This is a genomic window from Nocardiopsis sp. TRM 82005 (assembly GCF_056312425.1).
Window position 1 is genome coordinate 23679 of record NZ_JBWDTQ010000030.1, and the last position, 26202, is coordinate 49880.

Consider the following 26202-nt stretch of genomic DNA (forward strand, 5'->3'; position numbering starts at 1 on the left):
TTTCCCTTCAGCCGCTTCCCGCGCACATGTCGGAGCGTCGTTATGTCCCTGCCCCCGCAGCGGTCCGCCAGCAGTATGTCCACCGGTGCCAAGTTCGGCCTTGGATGTCTGGGGTGCTTCGGTGCGCTCGTGCTCACCGCGATCGTCGGTTCCTGCGCCAGCGCCCTGGCTGGTGGCGGCTCGGACCAGACCGGGCCCCCTCCGCCGGCCGAGACGGTCACCGCGACCGTGTCCGAGACGGTGGAACCCACTGTGGCCGCGACCGAGGAGGTCGAGGTGGAGGTGACGGTCAGCGTCACGGAGACCGTTACCGAGACCGCCACCGAGACGGTGACCGAGCGTCCCGACAGTGGCGGCACGGGTGGCGGCACGGGTGGTGGTGACACAGGGGGTGGCTCGGTCTACTTCCAGAACTGCGACGCGGCACGCGCCGCCGGCGCGGCTCCTGTGCGCCGGGGCGACCCGGGCTACGGTTCCCATCTGGACCGTGACGGCGACGGCGTCGGCTGTGAGTGACGGTCGCCGAGCCTCTCCCCGGAACCGCCGGTCGTAGCCGGGTGGTGGGAGGCCCGGTCCTCTGCGCCTCCCACGCCCGCGTCGGAGCGCCCTCAGCCCGCGGCCGGCGCGTTGCCGATGTCCTGGTCGGCGCCGGAGACCTCCGGGGCCCTCTCCAGGGTGCGTTTGGTGACGGCGGCCTCGATCTGGTCGACCGCGTGGGCGGTCATCTCGTCGCCGTAGCCGGGCAGGGCCCTGCTGCCGACGTACTCGCGACACAGCCGCACGCCTTCGGCGGTGGCGGGACCGTAGTCGGAGTCGACCCCGGACCCGCCCAGGGCGTCGCCGAAGCCCGCTCTCACGATCCTGAGCTGGAGAAGCTTGACCGCCTCCCCCGCGCTGCCGATACGCAGTCCGAGCATGTCGTGTACCTCCGTGATCTCCCCGGGGGGCTGTTCGAACGCGCCGTTCCGTACGAGGGCGTACGCCTTGTCGCCGGGGCACGATGTGGAGACGAAGTCGCGGTGTCCGAGCACCGTCCCGGAGATGGAGGTGTCCGGCTCCATCAGCCACTTCCGGAGTTCGCGGACGGCGTTGACCTGTTCGGGCGTGACGGGGTCGGTCGGGCCGGTCGCCAGCGTCACCGAGTAGTGGGAGGTGTTGCCGCCCGGCTGTGCGGCCTGGGCCCGGTACAGGCCCCGGCCTTCCATGACATACCCGTGCGCGCAGGACATGAACGAGTTGCCGGTGAAGTACACCTTGCCCTCACGCCTGGCCAGCCACGTGGCGTTCGGCGTGCGCACGCACCAGATCCGTCCCCCGTAGGGTTCGCGCAGGACGGTGAGCCCCGGCTCCCCGCCCGCCGCGGCCACGGGAGCGGCGTGGGCCTCGCGGCGCAGCTCCACCTCCCAGGCGGGGGAGGTGGCCGAGGATGTGGGAGGCCGGCGCCGTAGGGAGGTCGCGTATCCGGCCATGACCGCGGCGAACTGGAACGCCTCGGCGGCGGCGCGGCTCTTCCGGCTGAGGACACGGGCCCCGCACGTGCGGTTCTCGCGGCCGTCCCCCAGCAGTGACACCTCGATGAACAGGGCGAGTTGCGCTCCGGTCAGCGATCGAAGGAACGCGTGGGTGGGGATACGTCCGGGGGCGTGTTCGCTCAGGACGCGTCCGGCTTCGGCGGACAGGCGGAACTCGGCCGGACCGCGGTCGCGGGCCTCGCACCACCCCGGGGTACGGTCCGTGTCCCCACGGCTTCGGGGAAACCGTTCGCATGGCGGGCCGAAGGCGCCGTACAGCGCGCTCCGGATCCTGGCCACACGGTCGGGGCGCCCCGTCGCCGACTGGCGGAGGGCCACACTGGTACCTGCCTCACGGGTCCTGTCCCGGGGCCTGACGCGCCCCTCGGCCCAGAACCAGGCCACCAGCTCCACGAGCGCGTCGGACCACTTGGGCCCGGTGGGCAGGTGGGCGCAGGGAGCTGACAGGGGGATCCGGTCCCGGTGACCGAGCGTGTCCGTGGTCGCCCACACCCGCTCATGCCCTCTGACGCCGCGTGCTGTGCGCCCGGCGCGGGCCCCTGTCCCGTCCTCGTCCCTTCGTCTTTCGGTTTCCGTGTGTCCGTGGCGGCGCTCTACGGGCCATCGGTGGCCGGGAGTGGTCAGCGACGAGTGCTCGCGTCCCTCCATCCGGACCAGTTCCCGGGGCATGGCGGAAAAGACGTGGACGTCCTGGAGGGGCTGCCACTCCGACAACCCGGTCTCGTGGTCGAGGGTGAGGACGGTGTCGCCGGGGGAGACCTGCTGGAACGTCCGCCAGCCGTCCTCGGTGAGGATCTCGGTCGCTTCGTCCACGCAGTATCCGATATCGGCCCACCCGCGGGACGGGCCCGTGTGGAATGCGCGCGTGTTGCGCCAGTACGTGAGGCAGGCCGAGTGATCCTTCCCGGCGAGTCCCTGGTTGGCGCTGTCGTAGTGGATGACCAGTCCGGAACGAGGGTTGGCCCTGGCCGCGGGGGAGGGATCCCACCCGAGGTCGGACCGGGACACGTATCTGCTCGGTCGAGGCATAACTCCATTGTGTCAAGGAGGCGCTCCGAAGGGTAGTGAATCGATAGTATTCCGTGAAAATTTCCTGCCTTCGCCGCCGCGGTGTGGCGGAACCTGCCCGCATGGCCACGACTGCGGCACGATGGTGACCGATCTACCCCCGGAGGTAAGCCCGTGCGCTCCGCACACACCGTCAGCGCCGTCCGCGAAGCCGAACACGCGCTCATGGCGCGCGTACCCGACGGGACCCTCATGCGCAGGGCCGCGACCGGGCTCGCCGCTGAGTGCGCCCGTCTCCTGCCCCGCGTGTACGGGGCGCGCGTCGTCCTTCTGGTCGGCGGCGGAGACAACGGCGGCGACGCCCTGTACGCGGGCGCGAACCTCGCCGCCCGGGGAGCGGCCGTGCACGCCCTGCTCGCGGGGCGGGGCGTCCACGAGGGCGGGGCCGTCGCCCTGCGCGCCGCGGGCGGCCGGACCCGGTGGTTCACCGACGCCATGGCCGACGAGGAGGACCTGTTCGACGCCGACCTCGTCATCGACGGGCTCCTCGGTATCGGCGGGCATGGTGGCCTGCGCAAACCGCACTCCACCCTGGCCCTGCTCGCCGAGAACTCGCCCGCACCCGTGGTCGCGGTCGACCTGCCCAGCGGGGTGGACGCCGACACCGGGAAGGTGCCCGGGCACGCGGTCCGCGCCGACGTCACCGTCACCTTCGGCACCCACAAGCCGGGCTTGTTCGTCGACCCGGGCGCCGAGCGCGCCGGACGGATCCACTTCGTGGACATCGGTCTGGCCCCCGAGTTGCCCGGGCCCAGCCTGGTCTGCCCGCGGGCCGCGGACATCGCCTCGCTGCTACCGGTCTCCGGTGTCGAGACCGACAAGTACCGCCGGGGCGTGCTCGCCGTCCGCGCGGGCTCCGACCGCTACCGGGGCGCCGCGGTCCTGTGCGTCGGGGGAGCGCTGCGAACCGGAATCGGGATGGTCCGCTACGGGGGCGGCGCGGACGTCGTCGACCAGGTGCTCTCCCACTGGCCGGAGACCGTCGCCAGCCTTCTCGACCCGCAGAGCAGCACCGACCTGTCGCCCGGGCGGGTCTCCGCCGTCGTCATCGGCTCCGGACGCGGCACGCATCCGGCCAACGCCGACGAACTCCACGCGATCCTGGACAGCGACCGGCCCGTGCTCGTCGACGCTGACGGGCTCACCATGCTCACCGGCAACGGGAGCGGTCCGCTGGCCGATCTGCTCCGCGAGCGGACGGCGCACACGCTTCTGACCCCGCACGCGGGGGAGCTGGCCCGGTTGCTGGACGCCGACCGGGGCGACGTCGAGGCGCGCCGCCTGGAGTACGCCGTCCACGCGTGCGAACACTTCCGGTGCACGGTCCTGCTCAAGGGATCGACCACGGTGATCGCGCATCCGGGCGCTCCCGTGGCCGCCAACCCGACGGGTACGCCGCTGCTGGCCACGGCCGGGACCGGTGACGTGCTGTCCGGGGCGGTCGGCGCGCTCCTGGCCGCCGGGCTGCCCGCCCTGGAGGCCGCGATGTGCGGCGCCTACGTGCACGGACGCGCCGCCACCCTCGCCCGAGGCGGCGCGCCGATCAGCGCGTCCGACCTGCTGGGCGCGCTACCGCTCGCGATCGAGGAGGCCCGCCGGGCAGCCTGACGCTGACCGCGTCCCCCGGAAGCGCCCCGCGCCCCGCGCCCCCGCCGCCGGGTCGGCCGGGGTCCTTCGCCGGTGCGCGCCGCACCGACTCAGCGGGCGCGGGCGGCGTCGATGCCGCGCTGCACGATGTCGGTGATGAAGTAGTCGCCCGGATCGCGCTCGTCGCGCAGCCGGTGCACCAGGGAGTCGTCCACCCACATGAACTCGGTGTGCTTGCCCGGCTCCAGGCGCGGCGCGTCCAGGTCGCCCTCCACCCGCACCAGGTAGTCCACCTCGTGCCGGGTCACACCGTCCCCGGGGTCCCAGTCCAGCTGGAACAGTTCGCCCAGCACCGCGGTCAGCCGCCAGCCGGTCTCCTCGCCGACCTCGCGCGCCAGCCCTTCGAGCATGCTCTCGCCCTGCTCGACGTGCCCGCCGACGATGTCCCAGCAGTGCGGGAACACCTTCCGGGTGGGGGACCGGCGTTGTGCGAACACCCGGCCCCGGTCGTCGGCGATGACCGCGCCCGCGACGTGGGTCCGTCCGTCGGAGGTGTCCGGGAACCGGATCCCCGGAGCCACCGTGATGCTGCTGCTCATGTGCGCTCCTCCTCGTCCGGGGGCCAGCCTACGTCGCGGCCCCGGCGGGGCAGGCGCAGGGTGAGCAGCTTCGCCCGGGGAGCCAGTCCCGCGGCCAGGTCGAAGACCGCCTCCGTGCGTGTGTGGTCCTCGTCGAGCACCGAGAACAGGTTCACGCCCAGATAGAAGGTGATCGCCCCGTAGGCCACCTCGCGTGCGGGCAGCAGTCTGCCCAGGGCGGATCCGCCCAGCACCCGGTTCCACTCGTGTTCGACGAGGGCGATCCACGGTTCGGAGCGCGCGCGGATCTCCCTGCGCAGCCCGGGCTTGGTGACGGCGGCGGCCACCAGCTCGGAGAACTCGGTGATGTAGCCGAGCTCCAGGTCGGTCCGGTAGATCCGCGTGGCCGCCTCCACCAGTTCCTCCAGGGTGTTCGCCCGCGCGGCGAGCTCCCGGTACATGGCCATGCGCTCGGCGCTGGAACGGTCCAGCGCGGCCAGCAGCAGCGGGTCGACCCCGCCGAAGTGGTAGAAGACCAGCGCCGAGTTGGCCTCCGCGCGTGTGGCGATGGCTCGTGCCGACGCCCCGGCGTATCCCTCCTCACGCAGTACCTCGCTTGCGGCGGCGAGCAGCCGCTCCTTGGTCTCCTCGCTCGTGCGCCGTCCTCCGCCGCTCCTGGCCATGACCCTCCTTGCTCTCGGGAAGGCTTTCAGCATACGGTTTAATCGAGCGATTAAATCAAATGTTTTAATCGCATGCCGAAGGAGTCCCCCGTGCCTCGAAGCGACACACCGCCTCCCTCCCGGGCGCGCTGGCTGCTCGCCGCGCTGCTCCTGGCCGCCTTCGCCGCCCTACTGGCGGTCCGGATCAACCACTGGGGCGGCCTGGACCAGACCGCCCTGTTCTACGTCGGCCTGCCCGCGACGATCGCCCTGCTCATAGTGCTCACCGTGCGGGCCCGCAGCGCCATGGGCGTCACGCTGGCCGGTTCCACCGTCGCCCTGGCCCTGGCCGGGCCCCTGCTCGGAGAGGGCGTGGTATGCCTGCTCATCGCCGCGCCGCTGATCTACGGGGTCGTCGCCCTGGTCACCTGGGTGGCGGGGAGGATCGGCGGGGGAGGCGACCGCGCCCAGCACGCCCTGCTCGCGGTGCCGCTCCTCTTCGTGCTCACCCTGGAGGGCGTCGCCGGCATCTCCCTGCTGCCCAGGGCCGACAGGGGAGAGGGCCACGTCGTGGTCTCCGCCCCGGTGGAGGAGGTGGCAGCGGCCCTGGCCGCACCGCCCGAGTACGGCGACCCCGAAGCGCTGTTCCTGCGCGCCGTCCCCTTTCCGAGGCCCGTCTCGGCCTCTGGTGAGGGGCTGGAGGTCGGTGACACCCGGCTCGTCCACTTCACTTCGCGCCGCACGCTGCGGCCCGGCGCCGAGCCCACCCAGCGTCACATGGAACTGAGGATCGTGGAGAGCGAGATCCGTGAGGACGGCGGCCGGGTGGTGTTCGACGTGGTCGAGGACACCGCCTTCGCGAACTGGATGGACACGCGCCGCGCCCAGGCCGTGTGGCGGGCCGAGGGCGCCGGGACCCGTCTGACCTGGTCCATCGACTACGACCGCACCTACGAGCCGTCGTGGTACTTCGGGCCGGTCCAGTCCTACGCCACCGACCTGGCCGCCGAGTACCTCGCCGTGACCTTCGGCGCGGCCGGGGCGGAGGACCGCTGATGGGACCGGAGCTCTCCGCGACGACGGTTCGCGGCGTCGGACTGTTCGCTCCGCTGCTGCTCATGGCGGGGCCGTGCCTGTGGCGCGCTCCGCGGCGGCGAGAGGCCGCGGCGATGGTCGTGGCCGGGGCGTGGGCCCTGCTCACGCTCATCCCGCTCAACCTGTACGCGCTGCGCGTGGGCTGGTGGTCCTTCCACGCGGAGGGAGCCGTGTGGCTCGGTGTGCCCGTCGACCTACTGATCGCCTGGGCGGTGCTGTGGGGTCCCCTGCCCGCGCTGCTGCTGCGGTTCCTGCCGGTCCCGCTGCTCACCGGCCTGCTCGTGTGGGTGGACATCATCGTCATGCCGCTCGCCGAGCCCGTCGTGGTGCTGGGTTCCCGTTGGCTGATCGGTGAGTTCGCCGGCTCCGTGCTGTGTCTGATCCCCGCGTTGCTGCTGGCCTACTGGACCCGCACCGGCCAGCTCGTCCACGCCCGGGTGTGGACGCAGGCGGTACTCGCGTTCGGGCTCATGGTCGTCCTGCCACTGGCCGTCCTGGACGCCCTGCCCGCCCCCGGCACGGCCCTCGTCACCGCCCAGATCCTCGCGCCGGTGTGCCTGCCGGGCCTGGCGGCGGCCCGCGAGTTCGCACGGGTGGGCGGCGGCACCCCGCTGCCCTTCGACCCGCCGTCCACACTGGTCACCAGCGGTCCCTACGCCTATCTGCGCAACCCGATGCAGGCCGCGGTCGTGGCCGTCTACCTGGTCCTGCCCGTGGTGACGGGAGACCCGTGGCTGCTGGTCGGCGCGCTGGCCGCCTTCGTCTACGGGGCCGGGTTCGCAGAATGGCACGAGGGAGGCCAGCTGCGCGAGGCGTTCGGACGGGAGTGGGAGGACTACCGGTCGGGTGTGCGCCCCTGGCTGCCCCGGTGGCGTCCCTGGTCCGGCCGCGCGCCGGGCACTCTGTACGTGGCGTCGGACTGCGGCATGTGCCGGGGCCTGGGCGGCTGGCTCGCCGCCCGCGTGCCCGTGGCACTGGAGCTGCGACGGGCGGCGGAGCATCCCGAGGTGCTGTACCGCCTGGCCTACGAGGCCCCCGGCGGGCTCCGCTGGAGCGGGGTGTCCGCGCTGGCCAGGGCGCTCGAACACCTCCACCTGGGGTGGGCGCTCGTCGGCTGGGCGCTCGACCTGCCCGGGCCGCGGCACTTCGCGCAGCTGTGCGCCGACGCCTTCGGCGCCGGACCCCGCCCGTCCCGTGAACCCGCCGGGCGCCGGGGGCAGCGGGAGGAGGTGCCCGCACGCGGCGTCGAGGTGTGAGGGCTGGCGCGGTCCGGGACCCTTCACCGGATGGTCTTGTCCGTACTGGCACTGTCGGCAGGGGCGGCGTATCCAGGGCCCACGGTGCCCTCCTCCGCCGGGGTCCTTCACCGTTATGCTCGGTCGGGGCCGATCCGTCCGGAGGATGACGAGGCCGGCTCCCACGTCTTCGCCCCCCAAGGCACGAGGAAACCGATGGAAGAACAGGCCATGCTCGCGCGGGACCTCGTGCTGCGCGTCTGTTCCGGAGCGACCGAGCTCGACCCCCACTGGATCAGGGCCGACGGCAAGGTCACCACCCCCTTCCTCGTGCCTCGGGACCGCAACCTCGTCCGCGCGATCGTCGCCGCGGGCCGCGCCATGGGAGTCGACCGGCTCCTGGTCTGCCGCACCAGGCCCGAGTTCTCCTACGATCCCGTCACCGAGGTCCCCCTCGACACCGGCACCCTCATCGACCTCGTCCGCGGCTGGGGGGACGCGCCCACCGACTTCCTCGTCTGCGTCGAGGACTTCTCCGCCGCCGTCCTGGTCACCGCCGACGAACTCACCGTCGCCGCCGGACCCGCCGACTTCGTCCGCGAACTCGTCGGAGCGGACATCCCCCAGGCCCGAACGCACTTCGGCGCGCGCGCCCAGGCCGACGGCGGCCCCGTCCTCACCCGCGCCGCCCAGCTCTACCACTGCGCTGAGACCGGGGCCCGTCACTCCCGCGTACCGCGGGGGCCGGGCCCCGACCCGGCCGAACGCCTGGCACGGGGCGTCGACCGCGCCCGCCAGCGCTCTCCGCGCACGATCCGGGCCCTGCGCGCCATGCGCGGCGCCTGGGGGTGGCTCATGGTGGTGGCCCTGCTCATGGCGCCCCTGGTCGTCCCCGGGCTGGGAGCCGTGCTGCCCGCCCTGGCCGCGGTGTTCGTGCTGCTGCTCCAACTGGCCTGGCTGGCGCGCTCGCGCACCGTCTCCTTCGCCACCCTGCTACGGGTGGCCGCGTTCGGCGCGTTCCTGCTGTGGCCCCTCGCCCTCGCCGAGGCCGCCGCCGTCCGGATACTGGGAGCCGACCCCTACGGCGTCCTCGGCTACACCTACGTCGCCGTGTCCGTGGAGGAGCTCGGCAAACTCGTGCCGCTGCTGCTCTTGGTCCCAGTGGCCCGCCGACGGCTGCGCCGCCTGGCCGCCGTCGACTTCCTGCTCCTGGCCGCCGCGTCCGGGGCCGGGTTCCAGCTCGCCGAACGCCTGCTCACCGAGGTGTCGCTGGGCGGCCGGAACCTCGCCCTCGACGACGGCCTGTTCCTGCCCGGCGGCAGTACCGTCACCGACCCGGCGGGCACGGTGCTGGCGGTCTTCTCCGGGCACGCCGTCACCACGGGCCTGGTCGGTGCCGCCCTCGGACTGGCGGTCGTGGGCCGCCGCTACGGTGCCTGGTTGTGGCTGCTGCCCCCGGTCGCGCTGGCCCTGGCGGTCCTGGAGCACCTGAACCTCAACGCGCGGCTGGCCAACGCCGCGCTCCACCCGGCCTCCGACTTCGTGCACGGCCTCCTCGGCGGCGGGCTCCTCACCCCGTGGCTGTTGGTGCTGCTGCTGTTGTGCGCGATCGCCATGGACTACCGGATGATCGCGACCGCGGCCGAGTCCACGCCGCCGCTGCCCGGGCAGCCACCGCTGGCGCGCACACGCCGCTGGGCCCGGGGGCGCTCCGTGGCCATGCGCGTGCGCGTGCCCGCCGACATCGCGCCGCTGTTCCGCCGGATGGCGCTGTCCTGGGTGGACCTGCCGGTCACCCTGGCCACCACGCTGTCCGCGATCGTCCACGAACTCGCCGCCGCCACCATCGCCGCGCGGCGCGGACCCGGGGTGCTCTGCGACACCTGGCGGTTCCTGCGCTGGCGGCGGGCGAACGCCATGGGCGAGGCCCGCTCCGCGGAACGGCCGTGGCGACACTATCCCTCGCGGGAGGAGCTCACCCGGCAGGCGCGCGAGCTGGCCCGACGCCTGGGGCTCGCCGCCACCGGCGGTGTCACGGCGGCGGCCGTGCTCCTGGCCGCCGCCGACGTGCACGCCGCAGCGCTGATCATTCCGCCCGGGGCGGGCGAGGCCGGGCCCCCCGCCTACGCGTTCGTGGCGCTGGACCGGATCCAGGGATGGCTGGGCGGACTGACCGCCGTCGAGTCGGCCTGGTCCGCCATGGTGCTGGTCGCGGTGTTCACCCTGCTGCTGTCCGGCAACGGTGTACCGCGCGCCCACCCGCGCATGCGCGAGTTCCTGCGCGCGCCCACCGCGAACACCGGAGCGATCCTGGGGATGCTCGCTCCCGGACAGGTGGGGTACGCCCTCCTCGGCCTGGCGGGGCTGGCCCTGCCCCGGCGCGTGGACCGGTTCCTGGCCCGCTGATCCGCCGCGTGACCACGGCGCGCCGCTCCGGCCCGTCCACAGGCGCCGGACGGCTCCGGCACCCGGGTTCGGCCAGGTCCTGCGTGGTAGGCGGGGTGGTGACGCTCCGACCGTTCCGTGCTGTCCCGAGCGTTCAGGCCGATCTCCGCCTCACCCCGTGGCGATGCCCTTCGGCGGCTCGAACGCGCGCACCGGAGGCACCTGGCCGGTGAACGGCTCCACCCGTACCCGCACCAGCTGGCCCGTGCACCCCTGGCTCAACGCCGACGTGCCCACGTCTTCCGTCAACACGTTCGGGTTCCCGTGCGCGCACGTCACATCCGGCGCGGACGGGTCGTACCAGGCCCCCGTCGACAGCTGCACCACGCCCGGCCGCAGCGCCTCACTCACCACCACGCCCGCCAGGCACGAACCCCGCGCGCTCGACACCCGCACCACGTCCCCGTCGGCCACGCCGTACGCACGCGCGTCCTGCGGACGCATCCGCAGCGGCGAACGCCCTCCGACCTTCTGCGACATGCTGTGCGCGCCCATGTCCTGCTGGCTGTGCAGGCGCCCGCTCGGCTGGTTGGCGACCAGCACCAGCGGGAAGTCCTCGGCCCCACCAGCGCCACCGGTCGCCCCGTCCCCACCGGTCACCGCCGGGCCCGGCAGCCATACCGGGTGCCCGGGGCAGTCCTCGTAGCCGAACGAGGCGATGGTCTCCGAGAACAGCTCGATCCGCCCGCTCGGCGTCCGCAGGGGACTCGCCTCCGGATCCGCGCGGAACCCGCCCAACAGCGCCTCGTCCTCCACCCGGCCGGGCATCTCCACCCGTCCGAGCTCCCAGAACTCCTCGAACCGGGGCACCTCCAGGCCGCGCCGCGCCACCAGCGAGCGCCAGCGCTCGTAGACGACCCGCGTCCACTCGCCGCTGGTCCGCCCCTCGGTGAACTCCTCCCGCACACCCAGCCGCTCGGCCAGGTCCGCGTAGGTGTCGTACTCATCGCGCGCCTGCCCGTGCGGCGGCACGGCACGCGGCATCGCCCGCACGCTCAGGTCGCCCTGGCTCGCGGCCATGTCCTCGCGCTCCAGCACCGTCGTGGACGGAATGACGATGTCGGCGTGCCGCGCGGTCGCCGTCCAGTGCGTCTCGTGCACCACCACCGTCTCCGGGCGGCCGAACGCCCTGGTCAGCCGGACCAGGTCCTGATGGTGGTGGAACGGGTTGCCGCCCGCCCAGTACACCAGCCGCACGTCCGGGTAGCGGCGCTCCTCGCCGTCGTGGTCGTAGCGTCCGCCCGGATCCAGCAGCATGTCGGCCACCCGTGCCACCGGGATGAACGAGTCCACCGGGTTGCCGCCCTGCGGCATCCTCGGCAGGCCCAGGGGTGTCGACCCGCCGCCGTAGTTGCCCATGGACCCGTATCCGGACGCGAAACCGCCTCCCGGCAGTCCCACCTGCCCCAGGCAGCACGCCAGGGCCAAACCGGCCCACAGCGGCTGTTCGCCGTACCGGGCGCGCTGTACCGACCACCCCACGTTGACCAAGGTGCGCCGACCGGCCATCCGCCGCGCCAGCGACCGCAGCTCTCCGGCCGCGACACCGCTGATCCGCTCGGCCCACTCCGGGGATCGCTCGGTCCCTCCCGGGCTGCCCCCGCCGTCGTGCTCGCCCATCACGTACGCGCGCAGTACGTCCGCGCCCACCGTGTACCGGTCCAGGAAACCGGTGTCGGCCAGGCCCTCGGTGAACAGCACGTGCATCAGTGCCAGCATCACCGCCGTGTCGGTGCCCGGGGCGATGGAGACCCACTCGGCCTTCACGTCCTCGGGGGTGTCGTCCAGCAGCGGCGACACCGAGACGAACTCCACCCCGGCCCCTGACGCGTCGCGCATCGCCGGACCGGCGGTCTGGGCCGCCCGGCCCCCCGACGACGTCCACGTGTTGGACACACGCAGCCCGCCGAAGGTGACCAGGAGATCGGTGTGCTCGCGGATCTGCGTCCACGCAGGGGCCCGGTGCAGAAGCCGGTTCGCCTCCGGGGCGCCCAGGATCCGCGGGAACAGCACCTCCACGGCACCGTGGCTGTAGGTCGTGCGGGACCGCGTGTACCCGCCGATCGTGTTGAGGAACCGGTGCAGCTGGCTCTGCGCGTGGTGGATCCGCCCCGCGCTGCCCCAGCCGTAGGAACCGCCGTAGAGGGCCGCGTTCCCGTGCTCGCGGCGCACCCGGTCCAGCTCACCGGCGAGCAGGTCCAAGACCGTGGACCACTCCACCTCGACGTAGGCGTCGTCCGGCGCGCCCCGGCGCGGGTCCGGTCCGGGCCCGTTCTCCAGCCAGCGCCGCCGCACCGCCGGGCGCGCCACCCGCGAGGCGTGGTGCTGGGCGGCCGGGGTGTTGGCGATCACCGGAGAGGGGGCCGGGTCGTCAGGATCCGGGCGTACCCCGACCACGCGATCGTCCTTGACGACCACCTGGTAGCTGCCCCAGTGGGCGCTGGTCGGGTACGAGGACGTGGCGGACATACTGAAGAACCCCCTGCTTTCCCTCTGGTCCCACGAGAGGACCCGAATCTCATCCTATGCACCGCACGGTGCGATGATGGGCCGCGTCGGGCAGCACCCGGCCACAGCCACCAGGCACATCCGCACACGCGGTCGAACGGAGCGGGGAACAGCGACGATGGGCGAACTCAGGTCACGGAGATCGGTACTCGCGGTGCCGGGGTCCAACCCCCGGTTCGTGGACAAGGCGCGGGGACTGGACGTGGACGCCTTCTTCCTCGACCTGGAGGACGCGGTCGCGCCCCTGGAGAAGGAGTCCGCGCGCGACACCGTCGTGCGGGCCCTCAACGACGGCGGCTGGAACGGCAGGGTCCGCACGGTCCGGGTGAACGACGTCACCACCGAGTGGTCCTACCGTGACGTCATCACCGTCGTCGAGGGCGCCGGGGCCGAGCTCGACGCCCTGGTCCTGCCCAAGGTCACCGAGGCCCGCGACGTGCAGTGGCTCGACACCCTCCTCACCCAGATCGAGCGAGCCCTCGGGCTGCGGGCCGGCCGGATCGGCATCGAGGCGCAGATCGAGGACGCCCGCGGCCTGGTCAACGTCGACGCGATCGCCGCCGCCTCACCCCGCCTGGAGGCACTCGTCTACGGGCCCGCCGACTTCATGGCCTCCATCAACATGAAGAGCCTGGTCGTCGGCGAGCAGCCGCCCGGCTACGACACCGGCGACGCCTACCACTACGTGCTCATGCGCATCCTCATGGCGGCCCGGGCCAACGGCCTCCAGGCCATCGACGGACCCTACCTCCAGATCCGCGACGTGGACGCGTTCCGCCGTTCCGCGGCGCGCACGGCCGCTCTCGGCTTCGACGGCAAGTGGGTTCTGCATCCGCTTCAGGTGGAGGCCGCCAACGAGGTGTTCGCGCCCTCCCAGGAGGACTACGACCACGCCGAGCTGATCCTGGACGCCTACGCGCACGCCACCACCGTGGACCGGCGCGGTGCCGTCATGCTCGGTGAGGAGATGCTCGACGAGGCCTCCCGCAAGATGGCGCTCGTGGTCGCGGGCAAGGGCCGGGCGGCCGGGCTCGGGCGCACCCGTGAGTTCGACCCCCGAGCCTGACCCGAGCTGGACCCGGGACCCGCGCCGGCGCGGGCCGCATCGTACCCCGCGGCGCCCCGCGCCTTCCGTACGGGGCGCTCGACCGGCACGAATCCAACGCACACACCACCGGACTCTTACCGCGTTCTCACCCGGATGCGGGACGATGGGCGCCATGGAAGCCACCGCCACGGTCCTGGTCGCCGATGACGACCGCGCGATCAGGAACTCACTGGAACGCGCGCTCCAGTTGGAGGGCTATGAGGTACGGACGGTGTCGGACGGGGTCCAGGCCCTGGCCGCCGTGCACGCCGAACCCGTCGACCTGCTCGTCCTCGACGTGATGATGCCGGGCGTGGACGGGCTCGGTGTGGCACGTGTGCTGCGCGCCGAGCGCGACCGTACGCCCATCCTCATGCTCACCGCGCGCGTGGAGACGCCCGACCGGGTGGCCGGGCTCGACGCGGGGGCCGACGACTACCTCGCCAAGCCCTTCGAACTCGACGAGCTCCTCGCCCGGCTGCGTGCCCTGCTGCGCCGCGCCACACCCGCCACCGAGGACGCCGCCGACGAGGGGCCGCTGCGGGTCGGCGAGTTGCGCCTGGACCCGCGTGCCCGCCGGGTCTGGCGCGGCGAGCGCGAGGTCGAGCTCTCCAAGACCGAGTTCGACCTTCTCGAACTCCTGGTCCGCAACACCGGGATCGTGCTGGACCACTCCACCATCTACGACCGCATCTGGGGCTACGACTTCGGACCCGAGTCCAAGAACCTCGCCGTCTACATCAGCTACCTGCGCCGGAAGCTGGAGGACGGGGGGCCGCCGCTCATCCAGACCGTGCGCGGGGTCGGTTACACGCTCCGCCCGCAGGGTTGACCCCCGTGAGCCCCGGCCGCCCCGGTTCGCTCGGCCACGGCACCGAACCGTGGTGGCGGGGCGTGGTGCTGCGCCCGCGCGACTGGCGGCTGGGTACCCGCTTCGCGGTGATCTTCGCCCTGGTCGCCGCCGTCGTCATCACCCTGGTCGGCGCCCTCGCCTACACCACCGCCGCCGGGCTCATCCGCGCCGACGTCGAGAACGAGTTCGAGAACACCGTCGCCGACCTGTCCGACGAACTCGTCAAGCTCCACGACCAGGGAGGCGCGCCCTCCTCCGGCCCCGGCCCGTTCCTGTCCGGCTACAACCTCCAGTTGCAGTTCCTCGGCCCCGACGGCAGCAGGACGGTCACCGTCACCGATCCGTCCGAGGTCATCATCTTCAACCCCTCGGAGCGGGACCTGGAGGTGGCGGCGCAGGACGAGCCCGGGATCGTCGAGATGCGCGAGCAGACCATCAACGGACACGAGTACCGGCTCGCCACGGTCTCGATCGGCGACGGCGGCGGGGCCCTCCAGCTCCTACAGGCCCTCTCACCCACCGAGCAGATGCTCGACCGGCTCGCCACCCAGATCCTGTGGGTGGGCCTGTTCGTCGCCCTGTGCGCGGCCGCGGCGGGATGGCTGGTGGGCCACCGCACCACCGGCCGCCTGGTGCGCCTCACCGACGCCGCCGAGTACGTCAGCTCCACGGGCCGGCTCGATCCGGTCGACCCGGGGCGAAGCGGCGAGGGCCGTGAGGGCTGGGAGGGCCAGGAGGAGGCCGGACACGACGAGGTCGGCCGCCTCAGCAGCGCGTTCAACGCCATGCTCGCCCGCCTGGCCCGCTCCAAGGACGAACAGCGCCGCCTCGTCCAGGACGCGGCGCACGAGCTCCGAACCCCGCTGACCAGCTTGTACACCAACGTGCAGGTGCTCGAAAGGGTGGACCGGCTCAGCCCGCAGGCGCGCGACAGCCTGATCGAGGACCTGCGCGGCGAGACCCGGGAACTGACCGCCCTCGTCAACGAGTTGGTCGGCCTGGCCACCGGAGACCACGAGGACGAGCCGATGGCCGCGGTATCCCTGGCCGAGGTCGCCGAGAAGGCCGCCAAGCGCACTCGCCGTCGTACCGGCCGCGACATCGTCGTGGACGCCGACGACAGCGTCGTGTGGGGGCGCTCCGGATCCCTGGAGCGCGCCGTGGCCAACCCGATCGAGAACTCGGCCAAGTTCGACCCCGACGGCACCGCTCCCATCGAGATCCGTGTGCGCGACGGGGCCGTGGAGGTCCTGGACCGGGGTCCGGGCATCGAACCGGCCGAGCTCGACCACGTCTTCGAACGCTTCTACCGCGCCACCGTCGCCCGCGGCCTGCCCGGATCCGGGCTCGGGCTGTCCATGGTCAGGGAGATCGCGCACGCTCACGGGGGCCGGGTCTTCGCCCGCAACCGTGAGGGCGGCGGCACCGTCATCGGCTTCCAGCTGCCGGTGTTCACCCCGTCGGACGGGCAGGAGCCGACGGACCCGGAATGAGCGTCCCCGCGGTCCACGGGTGCCCTCGCTGGTCTTGTGCCCGTAGCGGATATCGAACACCGGGCCTGGCCCGAGTACGAGGCCAACCGCGCGGAGGCCGGAGCGGGTGGCCAGCAGCCCGTTTCGGCAGACGCCGGGGGGAGGGGCGGGCACCGGTGCGCGGCGGGGCGGAGGCGGCACCCGGGCCCCGGCACGGAGAAAGGGCGGCCCCGGGCCCGAAGGACCGAGGCCGCCCTGAGGGGAGGGAGCGGGAGCGCGCCCGCTCAGTCCTCCTCGGCCTCCGTATCGGTCTGAGCCGACGTGGAGCTCTGCTCCCCGAGGGTCACCTTCACCTCTTCCTCGGAGCCGCTGCCGCCGGGCAGCACCCCGAGTGTCACCTCCTCGCCGGGCTGGCGGATCCGGATCTGCGCGATCAGCTCGTCCGGCGTGGACACCTCCTCGCCGTCCACGGACACCACCACGTCACCGGCCTGGATACCGGCCTCCTCGGCCGCGCCGCCACCGGTCACCTCGACGACCTCGGCGCCGCCCGCACGCGAGTCGGTGATGGTCGCCTCGATCGCCGGGTAACTCGCGCTACCGTCCTCGACGAGCTGCTCCGCGATCGGGCGCACCTGGTTGATCGGGATGGCGAAGCCCAGGCCCACCGAGCCGCTGTCCTGCGAGATGCCCGCGATCGCGGTGTTGATCCCGACGACCTCGCCGTTCATGTTCACCAGCGGGCCGCCCGAGTTGCCGGGGTTGATCGCCGCGTCCGTCTGGATCGCGTTGATCACCGTGGCGGTCTGTCCGTTGCCGCTCTCGGTCGCACCGGTGTTCACCGGCCGGTTCAGCGCGCTGACCACACCCGCGGTCACCGTGCCCGTCAGCCCCAGCGGGGAGCCGATCGCGACCACGTCCGCGCCCACACCGACCTGTTCGGAGTCGCCGAGCTCGGCCGGTTCGAGGCCGTTGCGCCCCTCCGCCTGGATCACCGCGATATCGGAGACCGGATCCGCTCCCAGGACCTCGGCGGAAGCTGAGGTCCCGTCGTTGAACAGCACCTCCAGCGGGCCGCCCTGGGAGGCCGCCGCCACGTGCGCGTTGGTCAGGATCTGGCCGTCGGAGGAGATGATCACACCGCTGCCACCGCCGCTGGCGGTCTGGATGGATACCACGCTCGGCAGGACCGTGTCGGCGACGTCGCCGACGGCGCCCTCGGTCGGTGTGCCATCCTGCTCCCCGCTGAGGGAGCTGACCGGCCCTCTCAGCCCGTCGGGGAACAGGTAGGCGGTGCCCAGGGCCGCCGCCGGGCCCACGATCAGGCTCGTGATCAGGGCGGTGATCGCGGCGACGGTCACGATTTTTCCGGAGCCGCGCTTCTTCCCGGGCGCGGGCATCGCACCGGTCGGCGGACCACCGAACGGAGGCTGGCCGCCGTGGCCGCCCGCCCCGAACGCTCCGCCGCCACCGTACGGAGGCTGCCCCTGGTAGGGGCCGCCCGGTCCGTGTGGGCCGCCCTGGCCCGGGGGTACGGGACCGCCCTGCCCGTGGGGACCGCCCTGCCCCGGAGGTACGTGACCGCCGTGCTGGGCGGCGAACTGGTTGTGGTGGCCGCCGCTCTGGGCGCTCGGCACGTGCGGCGGGAAGGTGTAGGAGGCCCCCTCCGGGGCGTTGGGCCCGGTGGCCCACCGCGGCGGGTGCTCGGGCGGCGAGAAGCTGGGGACGGGACCCGAGGGGTTGGTCCCCGCCTGCGGCCATGGGCCCGGCTGACCACCGGTCTGCTGGGGACCGGCGTACTCGTCGCCGGCCTGCTGCTGGGCCTCGGGGCCGCTGGCGGCCTGCCGGGGGCCGGTGGACTCGGGCTCTGTCCGCTGGTCGCCGTACCCGGAACTCCGGAGCTCCCCGCCCTCGGCGCCTCGGAACTCCTTGCCCCCGGCGTCAGCGCCGCTGTCAGCGGAGGAGTACCCCTCATCCGGGTTGGAGGCCGCAGGCTGGTCAACGGGCTCGGCGGGATGCTCGCTCCCGGCCGCAGCACCGGGCTCGGTACCTGCACTCGGTTCGTTGGCGTTCAACGCATCCTCCGACTGGCGGGACGATGTTCAGTGACGGGATCCATCATGCGGTGCCCGGGTTAGAACAGGGTGAGAGCCCGATATACCAGGGTTTCGAGTCCTGTTGACGCAACGTTGGCCGGGCCCGGGCACTGTCGGCCCGTCCCCGGCGCGGACTTCCGCAAGCACCGTATACACCGCAATGTCCGAAACGATACCGTGCCGAAGCTCAAGTGAGACAACGGAGAAGGGCCGACCTTGATCAAGATCGTGCTGGCCGATGACGAACACCTCGTCCGAGGGGCCATCGCCGCCCTGCTCGGTCTGGAGGACGACCTGGAGGTCGTCGCCGAGGTCGGCCGCGGCGACGAGGTGGCCGATGCCGTCCTGCGACACGGCGCCGCCGTCGCGGTCCTGGACATCGAGATGCCCGGCGCCACCGGCCTGGAGGTCGCTGCCCAGCTCGGGGAGAGCGCCCCTGGCTGCGGCATCGTCATCCTCACCAGCTTTGGCCGACCCGGCTACCTGCGACGCGCCCTCTCCTCCGGTGCGCGCGGCTTCCTGGCCAAGGACGCCCCCGTCGACCAGCTCGCCGGCGCTATCCGCCGCGTTCACGAGGGCGGCCGCTACATCGACACCGAGCTCGCCGCCGCGGCCATGGTCGGTGGCGAGAGCCCTCTCACCGACCGCGAGGCCGAGGTGCTGCGCGCCGCCTCCGACGGCGCCACCGTCGCCCGGATCGCGGCCGCCCTCCACCTGACGGAGGGCACCGTGCGCAACTACCTCTCCAACGCCATCGGCAAGACCGGCGCCGACAACCGCATGTCCGCCATCCGCACCGCCCAGGACATGGGCTGGCTCTGAACACGCGAGACGGGGCGCCTGGCGGCCCGGTGAGGCTTCCCGGCCACCGCGCTAGAGGAAACGCAGCACCAGCATCGCGGTGTCGTCGCTGCGCCCGCCCGGAGCGTACTCCTCCAACTCCCGGTCGATACGGCTGATCACCGCCTGGGCGGTCAGCCCGGCGCAGCCGGAGAAGATGTCCAGCAACCCCTCGTCGCCGAGCATGTCGCTGTTGTTGCGCCGCTCGGTCACACCGTCGGTCACCGCCAGCATCACCTCGCCCGGGCGGATGTCCACGTTCTCGGTCGTGAACCCCACGTCCTCGAACGCGCCCAGCAGCGGCTGCGACCCCCCGAACGACTCCGCCTCGCCCTTCTGGTTCAGCCGCATCGGCAGCGGGTGCCCGGCCGAGACCATCCGCATCCGCATCCCGCCCTCGCCGTCCGTGGCCGGGGTCATCTCCCCGTAGAGCATCGTCAGGAACCGGGTGGAGGTGTTCTCGTCCAGGATCGCCATGTTCAGCCGCTGCATGATGTGCGACGGCGTGAACCCCTCCTTGGCCAGCGCCCGCAGCGTGTGCCGCGCCAGCCCGGTCACGGCCGCCGCCTCCGGGCCCGTCCCGCACACGTCGCCGATCGCGAAGCACCACCGCCCGTTCGCCGCGAACACGTCGTAGAAGTCCCCGCCGACCACGTTCCGCTCGTCCGCCGGACGGTAGAACACCGCGTGGTCCACATGCGGGATCACCGGCTCCTTCTCCTTCGCGGGGAGGAGGCTGCGTTGCAGGGCGTCACTCATCGCGGCCTGCTTCTCGTGCAGCCGCGCGTTCTCCATCGCCGAGGCCACCCGGCGGCTCAGGTCGTCGGCGACGTCCACCTCCTCGCGGGTGAAGTCGTCCGACTCGTTCTTGCCGACCGTCATCCGGCCCAGCGCGCGCCCGTGCGCCACCAGCGGGATGCTGATCGCCGGACCGCTCGCCAGCTCCCGGACCAGCTGCTCGTCCAGTCCCTCCTTGGCCAGCTCGGCCGGGGACCACAACGGCTGCGGCTCCCGCTGCTCGTGCGGCGGCAGCCCCGTCAGCAGCGCCCGCAGGATGTCGTTGTAGTTCTCGTCGCTGTGCACCACGTGCATCAGCTGGGACGCGCCCATCTCGTTGATGGTCTCGATGGCGCACCACCGCCCCAGCCGGGAGGTGATCAGCTGTGCGGCCAGGGCGCCCGTCATCCGCTCGTCCAGCGTGCCCGCCAACAGGTCGCTGGCCTCGGCCAGGAAGCTCAGCGACGCACGCCTGCTCAGCTCCACCTCCGCCAGGCGGGCGCGCTCCACCGGCAGAGCGATCAGATCCGCGCCCTCCTGGAGCCGCTTGGCCGCCGACGGCCCGAAGTGCCGGGCCCGTCTGGAGGCCACCCCCAGCAGGCCGGTCACCCGGCCGTCCACGATCAGCGGCGCCGTCACCAGCGAGCGCATCCCCGCCCGCAGCAGCCGTCCCCGTCCGGTACGGGCGATCATCAGGTCGTCGTTGATCACCGCGTTCGGCTCCGGCGCGGCCGACGGGAATATCTCCTCCGTGCGCACCCGCAGGGACCGCCACGGGGCGCCGCCCGGGGTCAGCCCGATCGCGGCGCGCACCTCCCACATGGTCTCGTCGGACGTGGCCAGGGTGATGTAGGCCGCGTCCCCGCCCAGCACCGTGGTCGAGTACTCCACAGTGCGCTCCAGCAGCTGTGGCAGCCTCAGCCGCGAACCCAGGGCGGAGTCCAGCGCGGACCACGGCGCGGGGCGTGAGGGGCGCGAGGGACTCTTGCGTACCGGGGGCGACTCCAGTGACGGGTGCTCCTCGGCGGTGTCATCGATCCGAAACCACACGGCCTTGTCGTTGCGTCCGTAGCTCACGCCCCAGCTGGACGCGATCGCCGACGCCAGGGCCAGCCCCAGGCCGCCGCCGCGACCGTTGTCCCGGGAGGCGGAGGCATCCACCGACAAGGGGCCGGCCCGCGGCACGGCCTGCTCGGGTACGGAGTCGGTGACCATCACCTCGGTCGACCCCTCGGTCCGGCGCAGGTTCACGTCCAGGGACGACTTCGCGTGGATGACGGCGTTGGTCACCAGTTCACTGACCAGTAGGACCACATCGTCAGAGGAATCGGGCACACCCCATGACAGAAGGGTGTCGTGAACGAACTCGCGGGCGGCGGCCGCGGTCTCCGGGGTGGGAGGGAACTCTCGTCGAGCGACCTTCAACGCGTCTTGTGCTGGCAAGCCGTCGGTGTCCTTCGTCACTGGGTGCGTGCGCGGGGATGCGCGGGGAGTGGTGGTCAGTGCCACGATACGCGTGCCTCGGCGGGCGGTACTGCCCGAAGCGTCATTCGAACGCACGGGAGGGCGCTGGCCGGAGCGCGTCGCACGGAGAGCCGCCCGGCGGTCACGCGGACGGGAGGCGGGTTGGAACCACCCGGGAGCGCCGTGCTCGGGGGCTGTCGCGAGGATGACGGCGGCGGGAACAAGATCGGGAACCCACCTGTGCAGGTCGGCTCAGCCGGTTAGTGTAAGTCACCGACACATCCGCTTCTTTCGGGTGGTACTTCGCGCGGGTAGCGTGACGGGGTGTCACCAAGGGTACGCGGGCCACCGCGTGCCCCCTGTCCCGTGCGCTCCGTCCGCGGGTCCGGCCCGCCGTCCCGCGGCGGCCGGCCCCTCCCGGCCGGATGCCTGGACGGGAGGTCGAGGTGGCAGACCAGGTTGAGAAGGGGGTTCGATGCCCGAGGCGGTCAAAGAACTGGTGGCCGACGACCAGCTCGACGAGATACTGCGCGCCTTGTACCGCATGCGTGACGGCGACTTCAGCGTCCGCCTCCGGAAGCGCGGCAGCGGCACCATGAGGGAGATCGCTTCCGTCTTCAACGATGTGGTCGACCACAGTGAGCAGCTCAGTGACGAGCTCCAGCGCGTCGGCGACGTCGTGCGCAACGAGGGAAGGCTCAACGAGCGCGTCAACGTCAACCCCTCCCGTGGCGCCTGGGGTGAGAGCGCCCAAGCCCTCAACGTCCTGCTCGACGAGGTCTCCGAACCCGTGACCGACGTCGCCCGCGTCCTGGATTCGGTCGCCGAGGGGCAGCTCAGCCGCCGCGCCTCCACTGACGGCCGCCGGGGCGAGCTCAAGGGCGACCTGCTGCGCCTGGCCACCACCGTCAACCGGATGGCCGACCAGATGAGCGGCTTCACCGAGGAGGTCACCCGGGTGGCCCGTGAGGTGGGTACCGAGGGCAAGCTCGGCGGTACCGCCCAGGTCGTGGGTGTCTCCGGTGCCTGGCGCGAGGTCACCGAGTCGGTCAACCAGATGTCCTCCCGCCTCACCGACCAGATGCGCGACATCTCCGAGGTGACCACGGCGGTCGCCAGGGGTGATCTGAGCCGCAAGATCACGGTGGACGTGCAGGGCGAGATGCTCGACCTGAAGGACACCGTCAACACGATGGTGGACCAGCTGTCCACCTTCGCCGACGAGGTGACCCGGGTGGCCCGTGAGGTGGGTACCGAGGGCAAGCTCGGCGGTCGTGCCAACGTGCGCGGGGTACGGGGCATCTGGAAGGACCTCACCGAGAACGTCAACTCGATGGCGGACAACCTCACCAACCAGGTGCGTGACATCTCCCAGGTGACGACCGCCGTGGCCCGGGGCGACCTCACCCAGAAGGTCCAGGTGGACGTGCAGGGCGAGATGCTCGCCCTGAAGAACACCGTGAACACCATGGTCGACCAGTTGGACTCCTTCGCCGACGAGGTCACGCGGGTGGCGCGTGAGGTCGGTACGGAGGGCAAGCTGGGTGGCCGCGCCAACGTCAAGGGCGTGTCGGGCATCTGGAAGGACCTGACCGACAACGTCAACTCCATGGCCAACAGCCTCACCTACCAGGTCCGCAACATCTCGCAGGTGACGACGGCGGTCGCCACCGGTGACCTCACCAAGAAGATCACCGTGGACGCCCAGGGCGAGATGCTCGACCTGAAGGACACCATCAACAAGATGGTCGACCAGTTGGACTCCTTCGCCGGCGAGGTGACCCGGGTGGCCCGTGAGGTGGGCACCGAGGGCAAGCTGGCCGGACAGGCCCACGTTCGCGACGTGTCCGGGGTCTGGAAGGACCTGACCGACAACGTCAACTCCATGGCCAACAACCTGACCTATCAGGTGCGGCAGATCTCCATGGTCACGCGCGCGGTGGCCGCGGGCGACCTGACCAAGAAGGTCACGGTCAACGCCAAGGGCGAGATCCTGGAGTTGAAGGACACCATCAACGTCATGGTGGACCAGCTGTCCGCCTTCGCCGACGAGGTCACGCGGGTGGCGCGTGAGGTCGGTACGGAGGGCAAGCTGGGCGGTCGCGCCGACGTCAAGGGCGTCTCCGGTATCTGGAACGACCTCACCGAGAACGTCAACTCGATGTCGCACAACCTCACCACCCAGGTGCGCAACATCTCCGAGGTGACCACCGCCGTCGCCGCGGGCGACCTCACCAAGAAGATCGACGTCAACGCCCAGGGAGAGATCCTGGAGCTCAAGACGACGGTCAACACGATGGTGGACCAGCTCTCGGCGTTCGCCACCGAGGTCACCCGTGTGGCCCACGAGGTGGGCAGCCAGGGCCAGCTGGGCGGTCAGGCCAAGGTCGACGGCGTGTCCGGCACCTGGAAGCAGCTCACTGACAGCGTGAACGGTCTGGCGGGCAACCTCACCACGCAGGTGCGGGCGATCGCCGAAGTCGCCAACGCCGTCGCCAAGGGCGACCTGACCCGCAACATCCAGGTCGACGCCCGAGGCGAGATGGAACAGCTCAAGGACAACATCAACCTGATGGTGTCCAACCTGCGCGAGACCACCGCCACCCAGCGCGACGCCGACTGGCTCAAGTCCAACGTGGCCCGCATCTCCGGCCACATCCAGGGCCACCGCGACCTCAAGGAGCTGGCCCGCCTCATCATGACCGAGGTGACGCCGCTCATCGGTGCCCAGCACGGCGCCTGCTACCTGCCCGAGGACCAGGACGACCAGGAGAACTTCCTGTTCTACGCGGGCTTCGGCTTCGACCCAGGCGAGGAGCGCCGCCGTGTCCGCGAGGGTGTCGGACTGGTCGGTGAGGCCCTGGCACAACAGGTGGAGCAGCAGGTCTCCAACGTCCCGCCGGGCTACGTCAAGGTCGAGTCGGGTCTGGGCGAGGCCTCGCCGCGCAACCTGTACATCCTGCCGATCGTCTCCGAGGAGCGCTCGCTGGGCGCCATCGAGTTCGCCTCCTACGACGACTTCCGCGAGATCCACAAGAACTTCCTGCGCCAGCTGGTGGCCCTGCTCGGCACCACGATCAACACCATCCTGGCCAACAACCGCACCGAGGACCTGCTCGAACAGTCCCAGCAGCTCACCAGCCAGCTCAGGGAGCGGTCCAACGAGCTCCAGCGCCAGCAGGAGGAGTTGCGCGGCAAGAACGCCGAGCTCCGCCAGAAGGCGACCCAGCTCGCCAACCAGAACAGGGCGATCGAGCTCCAGAACCAGCAGATCCAGCGCTCCAGGAACGCGCTGGAAGAGCGTGCCCACCAGCTCCAGGTCTCCTCAAAGTACAAGTCGGAGTTCCTGGCGAACATGTCGCACGAGCTGCGCACGCCGCTCAACAGCCTGCTGATCCTGGCCCGCCTGCTCGCTGACAACGCCGAGCAGAACCTGTCCCCGAAGCAGGTCGAGTTCGCCCAGACCATCCACAAGGCGGGCAGCGACCTGCTGTTGCTCATCGACGAGATCCTCGACCTGTCCAAGGTGGAGGCCGGCCGTGCAGAGGTCCAGCCCAGCGAGGTGTCCATCGCCCAGCTGGTGGACTACGTCGAGGCCACCTTCCGTCCGGTCACCGGAGAACAGGGGCTGGCCTTCGCGGTGGACGTGTCGCCGGACATCCCCGGCACGCTGTGGACCGACGAGCAGCGGCTCCAGCAGATACTGCGCAACCTGCTCTCCAACGCGGTCAAGTTCACCCCGCAGGGAGAGGTGCGGCTGATCATCGAGCCCGCGTGGGCGCTGGAGGACACCGACCTGGAGATGTTCGTGGCGAACGAGGAGGTCATCGCGTTCACCGTCGCCGACACCGGCATAGGGATCGCCGAGGACAAGCTCCAGGTCATCTTCGAGGCCTTCCACCAGGGTGACGGCGGCACCTCGCGGCGCTTCGGCGGTACCGGCCTCGGCCTGTCCATCAGCCGGAACTTCGCCCGTCTGCTGGGCGGCGAGATCCGGGTGCAGAGTGTGTCCAACCAGGGTTCCACCTTCACGCTGCTGCTGCCGGTGCGGCTGCCCGAGGACGCCGGGGACCGGGCCGAGGACGTCGGTGCCCTGAGCGGCGTGGACTCGGTGCCGATGCTCGACACCGGTCGCGGCCCGGACGGCGACACCTCCTCGCTCGACGATGACTTCTCCATACCGGACGAGGACTTCGACGCCGCTGTGGCCGCCCTCACCGACATCACCAACGAGCCGCTGCCCACGGTTCCGGTCCTCAAGACGCCCGAGACGTCCGCCGGAACGGACGAAGCCGAGAACCCAGTGGAGCCCGTCGAGAACGAGGCGCGTACCGACCCCGAACGGCAGGCGGTCCTGAGCGGTCAGCGCGTGCTCATCGTCGACGACGACGTGCGTAACGTCTTCGCGCTCACCAGCGCTCTGGAGGCGCAGGGACTCGAGGTCCTCTACGCTGACAACGGGCACACCGGCATCGCCATGCTGGAGGCCAACGAGGACATCTCGCTCGTCCTGATGGACGTGATGATGCCCGAACTGGACGGTAACCAGACCACTCAGCGGATCCGGGAGATGCCGCAGTTCGCCGACCTGCCGATCGTCTCGCTCACCGCCAAGGCGATGCAGGGGGACCGTGAGCGCAGCCTCGCGGCAGGGGCCACGGACTACGTGACCAAACCGGTCGATCTGGACCATCTGCTCGATGTCATGCGACGCTGGCTCACCGCCGGCCGTGAGGAGACCATCGCCGGTGCCGCGGCCGACGACGCCGGAATCGACCGGGCCGATGCGGCGGACGAGGCGCCGGACGGGCACAATGGCGCGACGGACTCCCGCACGGGGGATGTCAACGACCAGAACGGGGACACTGGCAGCAGCACCCCGAACGATGACCTGGAGTAACCC

Annotated in this window: 16 protein-coding genes; 10 read left to right on the top strand and 6 right to left on the bottom strand. The window is 71.7% G+C overall.

Annotated elements, in window-relative coordinates; translation table 11 throughout:
- Positions 1-42 precede the first annotated feature (42 nt).
- Entirely contained in the window at positions 43-516 is a 474-nt protein-coding gene (locus AC0T5L_RS22605; protein ID WP_476167474.1) for an excalibur calcium-binding domain-containing protein, read from the top strand.
- A 92-nt stretch (positions 517-608) separates the two neighbouring features.
- On the opposite strand, the gene AC0T5L_RS22610 is transcribed toward AC0T5L_RS22605, so the two are convergent.
- Complete coding sequence (locus AC0T5L_RS22610; protein WP_476167475.1) at positions 609-2561, bottom strand: hypothetical protein; 1953 nt, start codon at positions 2559-2561, stop codon at positions 609-611.
- A gap of 153 nt (positions 2562-2714) precedes the next feature.
- Here AC0T5L_RS22610 and AC0T5L_RS22615 point away from each other — a divergent pair, with 153 nt between their 5' ends.
- Positions 2715-4208 carry an NAD(P)H-hydrate dehydratase gene (locus AC0T5L_RS22615; RefSeq protein ID WP_476167476.1) on the top strand — a complete coding sequence of 498 codons (1494 nt, stop codon included), beginning with the start codon at positions 2715-2717 and terminating at the stop codon, positions 4206-4208.
- An 89-nt stretch (positions 4209-4297) separates the two neighbouring features.
- Here AC0T5L_RS22615 and AC0T5L_RS22620 read toward each other — a convergent pair whose 3' ends face one another.
- The gene (locus AC0T5L_RS22620; protein ID WP_476167477.1) at positions 4298-4786 is read right to left on the bottom strand and encodes an NUDIX hydrolase; all 489 of its coding nucleotides are present in this window, start codon (positions 4784-4786) and stop codon (positions 4298-4300) included.
- Positions 4783-5448: a TetR/AcrR family transcriptional regulator gene (locus tag AC0T5L_RS22625; protein WP_476167478.1), complete on the bottom strand. Its 666-nt coding sequence runs from the start codon at positions 5446-5448 to the stop codon at positions 4783-4785. The genes AC0T5L_RS22620 and AC0T5L_RS22625 overlap by 4 nt, the downstream gene beginning before the upstream one ends.
- A gap of 90 nt (positions 5449-5538) precedes the next feature.
- Here AC0T5L_RS22625 and AC0T5L_RS22630 point away from each other — a divergent pair, with 90 nt between their 5' ends.
- The 3 genes from AC0T5L_RS22630 (at position 5539) to AC0T5L_RS22640 (ending at position 10163) form a co-directional block, all read left to right on the top strand.
- Positions 5539-6483 carry a hypothetical protein gene (locus tag AC0T5L_RS22630; RefSeq protein ID WP_476167479.1) on the top strand — a complete coding sequence of 315 codons (945 nt, stop codon included), beginning with the start codon at positions 5539-5541 and terminating at the stop codon, positions 6481-6483.
- A complete protein-coding gene (locus AC0T5L_RS22635; RefSeq protein WP_476167480.1) occupies positions 6483-7778 on the top strand; it encodes a methyltransferase family protein in 1296 nt (431 codons plus the stop codon). Before AC0T5L_RS22630 ends, AC0T5L_RS22635 begins: the two co-directional genes overlap by 1 nt.
- Before the next feature lie 195 nt (positions 7779-7973).
- Positions 7974-10163, top strand: coding sequence for a PrsW family intramembrane metalloprotease (locus AC0T5L_RS22640; RefSeq protein ID WP_476167481.1), 2190 nt, complete (start codon positions 7974-7976; stop codon positions 10161-10163).
- Between the two features lie 150 nt (positions 10164-10313).
- Here AC0T5L_RS22640 and AC0T5L_RS22645 read toward each other — a convergent pair whose 3' ends face one another.
- Complete coding sequence (locus AC0T5L_RS22645; RefSeq protein WP_476167482.1) at positions 10314-12671, bottom strand: molybdopterin-dependent oxidoreductase; 2358 nt, start codon at positions 12669-12671, stop codon at positions 10314-10316.
- 157 nt (positions 12672-12828) lie between these two features.
- Here AC0T5L_RS22645 and AC0T5L_RS22650 point away from each other — a divergent pair, with 157 nt between their 5' ends.
- From AC0T5L_RS22650 to AC0T5L_RS22660, 3 genes are all read left to right on the top strand, one after another.
- Positions 12829-13776 carry an HpcH/HpaI aldolase/citrate lyase family protein gene (locus AC0T5L_RS22650; RefSeq protein ID WP_476167483.1) on the top strand — a complete coding sequence of 316 codons (948 nt, stop codon included), beginning with the start codon at positions 12829-12831 and terminating at the stop codon, positions 13774-13776.
- A 154-nt stretch (positions 13777-13930) separates the two neighbouring features.
- Positions 13931-14629, top strand: a complete 699-nt coding sequence (locus AC0T5L_RS22655) for a response regulator transcription factor (RefSeq protein WP_476167484.1) — start codon at positions 13931-13933, stop codon at positions 14627-14629.
- Positions 14630-14634: 5 nt separating this feature from the next.
- Entirely contained in the window at positions 14635-16143 is a 1509-nt protein-coding gene (locus AC0T5L_RS22660) for a sensor histidine kinase (RefSeq protein ID WP_476167485.1), read from the top strand.
- A 263-nt stretch (positions 16144-16406) separates the two neighbouring features.
- Here AC0T5L_RS22660 and AC0T5L_RS22665 read toward each other — a convergent pair whose 3' ends face one another.
- Positions 16407-18197, bottom strand: coding sequence for a S1C family serine protease (locus AC0T5L_RS22665; protein WP_476167486.1), 1791 nt, complete (start codon positions 18195-18197; stop codon positions 16407-16409).
- A gap of 237 nt (positions 18198-18434) precedes the next feature.
- Here AC0T5L_RS22665 and AC0T5L_RS22670 point away from each other — a divergent pair, with 237 nt between their 5' ends.
- Positions 18435-19040: a response regulator gene (locus AC0T5L_RS22670; RefSeq protein ID WP_476167487.1), complete on the top strand. Its 606-nt coding sequence runs from the start codon at positions 18435-18437 to the stop codon at positions 19038-19040.
- 51 nt (positions 19041-19091) lie between these two features.
- Here AC0T5L_RS22670 and AC0T5L_RS22675 read toward each other — a convergent pair whose 3' ends face one another.
- On the bottom strand, positions 19092-21260 hold the full coding sequence (locus tag AC0T5L_RS22675) for a SpoIIE family protein phosphatase (RefSeq protein WP_476167519.1): 2169 nt from the start codon (positions 21258-21260) through the stop codon (positions 19092-19094).
- Positions 21261-21774: 514 nt separating this feature from the next.
- Between AC0T5L_RS22675 and AC0T5L_RS22680 the strand changes: the two genes are divergently transcribed.
- Positions 21775-26199: a HAMP domain-containing protein gene (locus AC0T5L_RS22680; RefSeq protein ID WP_476167488.1), complete on the top strand. Its 4425-nt coding sequence runs from the start codon at positions 21775-21777 to the stop codon at positions 26197-26199.
- Positions 26200-26202: the final 3 nt, after the last annotated feature.